Source organism: Plebeiibacterium sediminum, from assembly GCF_026013605.1.
GTDB lineage: Bacteria > Bacteroidota > Bacteroidia > Bacteroidales > Marinilabiliaceae > Saccharicrinis > Saccharicrinis sediminus.
The window spans coordinates 1-342 of sequence record NZ_JAPDPJ010000391.1 but is presented as its reverse complement, the minus strand read 5'-3'; the positions used below and the strand labels follow the sequence as shown (position 1 = coordinate 342).

Annotated in this window: 1 protein-coding gene; it reads left to right on the top strand. The window is 33.0% G+C overall.

Features of this window, described 5'->3' with window-relative positions; translation table 11 throughout:
- On the top strand, positions 1-342 hold a 342-nt coding region (locus OM075_RS25905; RefSeq protein ID WP_301193426.1), incomplete at both ends, for a hemerythrin domain-containing protein.

The following is a 342-nucleotide window of genomic DNA, read 5'->3' as shown; positions in this document are numbered from 1 at the left end:
AACCGACAATACTGACCTGCATAAAAAACTTATAGAACAGTTTACTCAACTCGAAGTATTTGCAAAGCATTATACAATAAAGGAGAATGTGCTATTCCCAATCATTGAAGAAACATGGCCGGACTATCGCTGTTTACAGATTATGTGGTCATTTCACGATGATATTCGCAGAAATATTAAATCCGTTATTACTCAATTACAGGTAGGAAATATAGACCTGAAAACATTCAATAAATGTGTTGGGGATATATTCTTTAATATGCATGCCATTAAATTCAGGGAAGAGCGTATTTTATTTCCTTACATACTATCAACTATAAGCGAAAGTCAGTTAGAAACTAT